Origin of the sequence: Phenylobacterium sp., from assembly GCF_044371015.1 — a bacterium.
GTDB lineage: Bacteria > Pseudomonadota > Alphaproteobacteria > Caulobacterales > Caulobacteraceae > Phenylobacterium.
On sequence record NZ_JBILUK010000184.1, the window covers coordinates 1 to 6,432 of the forward strand.

Here is a 6,432-nt window from a genome sequence, read left to right on the forward strand (position 1 = left end):
GGTCTTTTCCTCGTTCCCCTCGCCGTCGGTGAATTCCACGGGGCGGAAACCACGAGACTCGTAGAAGCGTCGGGCCCTGTCGCTTTGCTGGAACGTCCAGAGCTGTCGGGGCGGGCCCATGGCCATCACGTAGGCCAGCAAGGCCGCGCCAATCCCCTGTCCATGGCGATCCGGATGGACATAGATCTGCTGGATCCAGTCGTCCTTGATCGCGATGTAGCCGACCACGGCGCCATCAACCTCGGCGACCCAGGCCGCGTGGGTGGGCAGGATCTCATCCGCCATCCAGACCTGGGCCTCTTCCACGCCATGGAGTTGCGGCAGGAAGGTCAGCGTCCGCATGGCCAGGATATGCAGTTCGCCCATGGCGGGCGCATCCGTCGCGAGCGCCGGACGCAGGATCAAAGCCCCGCGCCCTCGTCGAGGCCCAGCATCAGGTTCAGGTTCTGAACCGCCGCGCCCGAGGCGCCCTTGCCCAGGTTGTCGAGGATCGCCACCAGCCGCGCCTGCCGCCCGTCTGACGCGCCGAAGACGAAGAGCCGCATCCGGTTCGTGCCGTTGAGGGCCTGGGGATCCAGCGCCTGCACGTATCCCGCCGCGCCGGCCCGCGCCTTCTGAAGTTCGGCGCACTCGTCCGCGCTCGCCACCTCTACGAATCGTTCGCCTTCGTAGGCCGCCGCAAGGGCCGCCAGCAGGTCCGACGGCGCAGGCCGGCCCGGCAAGGCCCACAGCTGCAGCGGAACCTCCACCAGCATCCCCTGGGCGTAGCGGCCGACGGAAGGGGCGAACAGAGGCGGGTGCGCCAGCCCGGTGTGCCGGGTCATCTCCGGGACGTGCTTGTGCGAGAGCGTCAGCCCATAGGCGCGGAAGGCGTCGTCGCTGCCTGTCGGAGTCGGTGCTTCGAACTCTGTGATCAGCCCCTTGCCGCCGCCGGAGTAGCCGGAGATCGCGTTCACGGTCACCGGGAAGTCGGCCGGCAGCAGCCCCGCGCTGACCAGCGGCCGCACGAGCGCAATGAACCCGGTCGGGTAACAGCCCGGGTTCGAAACCCGGCTGGCCGCCTGAATCGCCTGGCGATGGCCGGGCGCCATCTCCGGAAATCCATAGGTCCAGCCGGCCGCAGTGCGGAATGCGGTGGAGGCGTCGACCACCTTCACGCGGTTGTTGGTGATCATCGCGACCGCTTCGCGGCTGGCGTCGTCGGGCAGGCACAGCACAACCGCATCGGCGGCGTTGAGCAGTTCCGCGCGCGCATCGGCGTCCTTGCGGCGCGCCGGGTCAATGGACAGCACTTCGAGGTCCGTGCGCACGGCCAGGCGCTCACGGATTTGCAGGCCCGTGGTTCCCGCCTCACCGTCGATGAACACCGTGTGCGTCATGATCTATCTCCGAAGCCTATCCCCTCTCCCCCGTTCGATGTGCGGAGTGAAAGGGGATTGGGAGAGGGCAAAGAAAAAGGGCGCTCCGGTTTCCCGAAGCGCCCCTCGCGAACATCGAAGCTCGCGCGCGGTTTAGCGCTTCGAGAACTGGAAGCTGCGTCGGGCCTTGGCCTTGCCGTACTTCTTGCGCTCCACGACGCGCGAGTCGCGGGTCAGCAAGCCATGCGGCTTGAGCACGGCGCGAAGGCCGGGCTCGTAGTAGGTCAGCGCCTTCGAGATCGCGTGACGCACTGCGCCGGCCTGGCCCGAAAGGCCGGAGCCTTCCACCGTGGCGATCACGTCGAACTGACCGGCGCGATCCGCCAGCTGCATCGGCTGGGCGATCATCATGCGCAGGACAGGACGCGCGAAATAGATCGTCTGGTCGCGGCCGTTGATGGTGATCAGACCCTTGCCGGGCTTGATCCACACGCGGGCGATGGCGTTCTTGCGCTTGCCGGTCGCATAGGAGCGGCCCTGGGCGTCGATCTTGGGTTCGCGGACGATGGTTTCGTCGGCCTGCGTTCCCATGCCCTTCAGGGCGTCGAAGCCGGTAGCCTGTTCGGTGACAGCTTCGCTCATCAGGCGCTCCGCACGTTCTTGGCGTTCAGTTCGGCGAACGCGATGGCTTCAGGGTTCTGGGCGGCGTGCGGATGCTCGGCGCTGTTGTAGATGCGCAGATGCGTCATCTGCTTGCGGGCCAGCGGGCTTTCCTTGGGCAGCATGCGCTCCACGGCCTTCTGCAGCACACGCTCGGGGTACTTGCCGCCGAGGATCTGCGCAGGCGTCCGCTGCTTCACGCCGCCGGGATGGCCGGTGTGCCAGTAGTAGACCTCGTCGGTGGCCTTCTTGCCGGTGAACTTCACCTTGTGGGCGTTCACCACCACGACGAAATCGCCGCAGTCGACGTGGGGGGTGTAGTCAGGCCGGTGCTTGCCGCGAAGCCGCATGGCGATGAACGAAGCGAGGCGGCCGACCACGGCGTTCTCGGCGTCGACAACGATCCACTTCTTCTCGACCTCGGCGGGCTTCAGCGAAGCCGTGGTGCTCTTCAGCATGAGGACAGTTCCGATTGATCTTGACCGGTCCGCCAAGCCTTACAGCCAAGCGGTCCGGGTGCGAGGCGCGGCATATGCCGTCAGCAACCCGCGTTGTCAATCCGCATTGCAGCACGCCGTTTCGACAAATCTCCAATAAATCAATGTATTGCGGTTAGCGGTATCATAATACCGCGACTTTCGCTTCAGGCCCGACTGATGCGCCACGCGAAAGCGACCGTGATCGCCAGGACGATCGCCGCGGCGAACTGATGGGCGATGCCAAGGGCCAGCGGCGCGGCGGCCATCAGCGTCACCACGCCCAGGACCGCCTGGAGCGCAATCCCCACGCCCGCCGCCACCCCAAGTCCGCGCGCCAGCGACGGCAGGCCGACGTCCCGCGCCGACACCCAGGCCACCCACAGGGCGTAGGCGAACAGGACATAGCCCAACAGCCGGTGATGCAATTGCGTCGCGCCCTGGCTGTGCGCCAGCGTGGCCCACAGCGTGTCCTTCAGATAGTCGTCGGGGACCAGCGCCCCGTTCATCAGCGGCCAGTCGTTGTAGACAAAGCCTGCATCGTTGCCCGCAACCAGCGCGCCCAGCAGGATCTGCAGATAGACCAGCCCGATCAGGATGGCGCCCCGCCGCGTCCAGGCCCGGTCGCCAGCGGGCCGCCCGGCGCCTGACCAGGCGTCGAGCGCCGTCCAGAGCAGCAGGCCCAGCAGGGCGAAGGCCAGGCCCAGATGCGTCATCAGCCGCTCCGGCGCCACCGAGACCCGCTCTGAAAGGCCGCTGGCCACCATCCACCAGCCCACCGCGCCCTGCAGCGCGCCGAGAGCGCCGATCACCGCCAGCGGCGCCCACAGCCGCCGTGGGATCGCCCGCCGCACCGACAGCACCACCAGGGGCACAAAGAACACCAGCCCCAGCACCCGGCCCAGGAACCGGTGACCCCACTCCCACCAGTAGATGAACTGGAACGCCTCCAGGCTCATGCCGGCGTTCACCTGCGCGTATTGGGGAATCTGCTTGTAGAGCTCGAACTCCGCCATCCAGTCAGCGTGCGACAACGGCGGGATCGCGCCGGTCACCGGCTTCCACTCGGTGATCGAGAGCCCCGAGTCGGTCAGCCGGGTGGCGCCGCCCACCACGATCATCGCCAGCACGAAGACGGCGACGACCAGCAGCCAGATCGCCACGGGCCGGGATCGGTCAGTTCGCAGGAACGAGGTCATGGAAACCGGTTGGGCCGACCATGGGGCTGAAGTTGAGCGCCTTCTATCCGCCTTCCCTCACGCGCTCCAGCATCCTATTTCGCAGGCATGTCTCCGCGCTTGAAGAAGTTCATCGGCATGATCGCGATCCTCGCGTTCCTCGCCGCCTACATGGCCGCCGCCGCCATCCTCGGCGACCACATCCCCGCTCACTGGGCCGCGCAACTGGCCTATTTCGCAGTGGTCGGGACCCTGTGGGGCGTGCCGCTGTTCCCGCTGATCAAGTGGATGAACCGGGAGGGGTGACAAGCCCCCTGCCCTCACATAGAAGACGCGCCTCGCCGTCCGGCCCTTCGGAGCGTGGCGCAGCTTGGTAGCGCACTTGACTGGGGGTCAAGGGGTCGCAGGTTCAAATCCTGTCGCTCCGACCAGCCGGGCCGGCGGCGAGGGCTACCCTTTCAGTAAGCCGTCCAGCCGCGCCTTGGCGGTTTCGAGGTCGTGGAGCGCCTCCAGCAGGGCGGTCGGGCCGCTCGGCGCGTCGGGCGCGGGGCTCGCCTCTCCCGCCGCCGCCAGACGCCTGATCCCCTGTTCCCGATGCAGCTTCTGCACACCCTTGATGGTGTAGCCTTCCTCATGCAGCAGGCGGCGCACGCCGCGCAGCACGATGATGTCGGACGGGCGATAGAACCGCCGCCCGCCGGCGCGCTTCATCGGCTTGATGAAACTGAACCGCGTTTCCCAGAACCGCAGCACGTGCTGAGGCACATCAAGCTCGTCCGCCGCCTCGGATATGGTGCGGAAAGCTTCCGGCCCCTTGGCCACGGCCCTACGAGGCCCCTGTCATGCGAGGGGCCCGGTCATGAGAGCGCCTTGTCGACTCGGGCCTTCATCACGTGTGAGGCGCGGAAACCGATCACACGACGAGGGTCGATGGCGGCCGGCTCACCGGTCTTGGGATTGCGACCCATCCGGGCCCGTTTGGCGCGCACCTGGAAGACGCCGAAGCCCGAAAGCTTGACCTGATCGCCCCGCTCCAGCGCCTGGCACATCAGTTCCAGCACGCGTTCCACAAGCTCGGAACTGTCCTGTCGGGTCAGGCCCACCTGCTCGTGCACGGCCTCGCAGAGGTCGGCGCGGGTCACCGTCGCGCCCCTGGCGCTGGATCCGCTCCCGGTCGAAACGTCGTTCATCGGCGTAGTTTTTCCTAACGTCACAACAACTTCAAGCCCTGCTTTACAGCAGCTGTCCGGTTGAAACCACCTACAGGCGGATGACGCAGGCCCCCCAGGTCAATCCGCCGCCCATCGCCTCCAGCAGCAAGAGCTGCCCAGGCCGCACCCGACCGTCCTTCACGCCCTGGTCCAACGCAAGCGGAATCGAGGCCGCCGAAGTGTTGGCGTGGACCGCCACGGTGGAGATCACCTTCTCTTCCGGAATGCCCACCCGCTTGGCTACGCCCTCCAGAATTCGCTGGTTGGCCTGGTGCGGAATGAACCAGTCCACATCGCTCACGGCGATCCCCGCGTCGGCGGCCGCCGCGACGATCGCCTCGGAAATGTTGATCACGGCGTGCCGGAAGACCTGATTGCCCTGCATGCGCAGATAGCCGGTCTGGCGGTTGGTGGAGACGCCGCCGTCCACGTAGAGCAGGTCCTGCTTGGTCCCGTCAGCGCGAAGCGCGAAGCCCAGCAGCCCGCGATCCGCCGACGTGCCGGCGCCCTCCCCCGGCTCCAGCACGACGGCGCCGGCGCCGTCGCCGAACAGCACGCAGGTGCCCCGGTCGGTCCAGTCCATCAGTCGCGTCATGGTCTCGGCGCCGATGACCAGCGCACAACGGGACCGGCCCCGCGCCACGAACCCGTCAGCGACCGACAGCGCATAGACAAAGCCGGAGCAAACCGCCTGCACGTCGAACGCCACGCCGACAGGGCAGCCGAGCTTGCGCTGCACGATGGTCGCGGTCGCCGGGAAGGTCAGATCCGGCGTGGTGGTGGCGACAACAATCAGATCGACGTCGGCCGGCGTGCGGCCCGCGGCGGCGAGCGCGCGGCGGGCGGCTTCCACGGCCAGGTCCGACACCGGCGTGTTGTCGTCCGCCTGGCGCCGTTCCCGAATGCCCGTGCGCTCACGAATCCATTCGTCCGAGGTGTCCACGCGGGTGGACAGTTCGTCGTTGGTGACGATCCGCTCGGGGAGGAATCCGCCCACCCCGGTGACCACGCTCCGCAGAACCCCAGGCACGTCAGGCGGCTCCATCCGCAGCCGTCGGACCTGCGGGAGCAAGCGCGGCGGGCAGCCGCCTCATAGTCCTTTCGATCTCAGAGGCAAAGCCGCTGCGGGCCAGCTCGGCGGCGGCGCGGATCGCATTGGCGAAGTCCCGCGTGTCGGCGCCGCCATGGCACTTCAACACCAGGCCGTTCAGGCCCAGCAGCGGCGCCGCAGGCGGCGGGCTGATCCGTTCCCGGAACTTGAGGAGGGCCGGGCGGGCCAGCATCGCGCCGGCCGTCGCCAGTGCGCCCGAGGTCAGGGCGCCGCGCAACTCGTCGTACATGAAGCGGGCTGCACCCTCCATGGCCTTGAGCGCTACGTTGCCGGTGAAGCCGTCGGTCACCACCACGTCCACCGCCCCGCCAGTGATGTCGTCGCCTTCGATGAAACCCCGATAGTCCAGGTCGAAGTCGCCTTCCCGGAGAAGCCGGTTGGCCTCGCGCACCTCCTCGTGCCCCTTCATTTCCTCCGAGCCGACGTTCAGCAGGCCCA

Annotated in this window: 9 protein-coding genes, 1 tRNA gene and 1 pseudogene; 2 read left to right on the forward strand and 9 right to left on the reverse strand. The window is 67.6% G+C overall.

Annotation, left to right across the window (positions count from 1 at the left end):
• The 5 genes from ACIQ3R_RS13635 to ACIQ3R_RS13655 all read right to left on the reverse strand — a co-directional run.
• Nucleotides 1-405 (reverse strand): GNAT family N-acetyltransferase (locus ACIQ3R_RS13635; protein ID WP_397419393.1); only part of this gene is annotated, 405 nt, incomplete at its 3' end.
• The gene (gene argC, locus ACIQ3R_RS13640) at nt 402-1,379 is read right to left on the reverse strand and encodes an N-acetyl-gamma-glutamyl-phosphate reductase (RefSeq protein WP_397419396.1); all 978 of its coding nucleotides are present in this window, start codon (nt 1,377-1,379) and stop codon (nt 402-404) included. The genes ACIQ3R_RS13635 and argC, both read right to left, overlap by 4 nt.
• Before the next feature lie 132 nt (nt 1,380-1,511).
• Nucleotides 1,512-2,000, reverse strand: a complete 489-nt coding sequence (gene rpsI / locus ACIQ3R_RS13645) for a 30S ribosomal protein S9 (RefSeq protein ID WP_397419398.1) — start codon at nt 1,998-2,000, stop codon at nt 1,512-1,514.
• Nucleotides 2,000-2,473: a 50S ribosomal protein L13 gene (gene rplM, locus ACIQ3R_RS13650; RefSeq protein WP_397419410.1), complete on the reverse strand. Its 474-nt coding sequence runs from the start codon at nt 2,471-2,473 to the stop codon at nt 2,000-2,002. Before rplM ends, rpsI begins: the two co-directional genes overlap by 1 nt.
• Before the next feature lie 188 nt (nt 2,474-2,661).
• Nucleotides 2,662-3,693 (reverse strand): COX15/CtaA family protein, encoded by a 1,032-nt coding sequence (locus tag ACIQ3R_RS13655; RefSeq protein WP_397419400.1) that lies wholly within the window; start codon nt 3,691-3,693, stop codon nt 2,662-2,664.
• 87 nt (nt 3,694-3,780) lie between these two features.
• On the opposite strand from ACIQ3R_RS13655, the gene ACIQ3R_RS13660 reads away from it, so the two are divergent.
• On the forward strand, nt 3,781-3,978 hold the full coding sequence (locus tag ACIQ3R_RS13660; RefSeq protein WP_397419402.1) for a DUF2842 domain-containing protein: 198 nt from the start codon (nt 3,781-3,783) through the stop codon (nt 3,976-3,978).
• Nucleotides 3,979-4,026: 48 nt separating this feature from the next.
• Nucleotides 4,027-4,103, forward strand: a tRNA-Pro gene (locus tag ACIQ3R_RS13665).
• Between the two features lie 19 nt (nt 4,104-4,122).
• On the opposite strand, the gene ACIQ3R_RS13670 is transcribed toward ACIQ3R_RS13665, so the two are convergent.
• The 4 genes and pseudogenes from ACIQ3R_RS13670 to ACIQ3R_RS13685 all read right to left on the reverse strand — a co-directional run.
• Nucleotides 4,123-4,494: a MerR family transcriptional regulator gene (locus tag ACIQ3R_RS13670; protein ID WP_397419404.1), complete on the reverse strand. Its 372-nt coding sequence runs from the start codon at nt 4,492-4,494 to the stop codon at nt 4,123-4,125.
• 35 nt (nt 4,495-4,529) lie between these two features.
• Nucleotides 4,530-4,862 carry an integration host factor subunit alpha gene (locus tag ACIQ3R_RS13675; RefSeq protein ID WP_397419406.1) on the reverse strand — a complete coding sequence of 111 codons (333 nt, stop codon included), beginning with the start codon at nt 4,860-4,862 and terminating at the stop codon, nt 4,530-4,532.
• 70 nt (nt 4,863-4,932) lie between these two features.
• The gene (locus ACIQ3R_RS13680) at nt 4,933-5,913 is read right to left on the reverse strand and encodes a beta-ketoacyl-ACP synthase III (RefSeq protein WP_397419408.1); all 981 of its coding nucleotides are present in this window, start codon (nt 5,911-5,913) and stop codon (nt 4,933-4,935) included.
• Between the two features lies 1 nt (nt 5,914).
• A pseudogene (locus tag ACIQ3R_RS13685) lies at nt 5,915-6,432 on the reverse strand (phosphate acyltransferase); the annotation flags it as partial.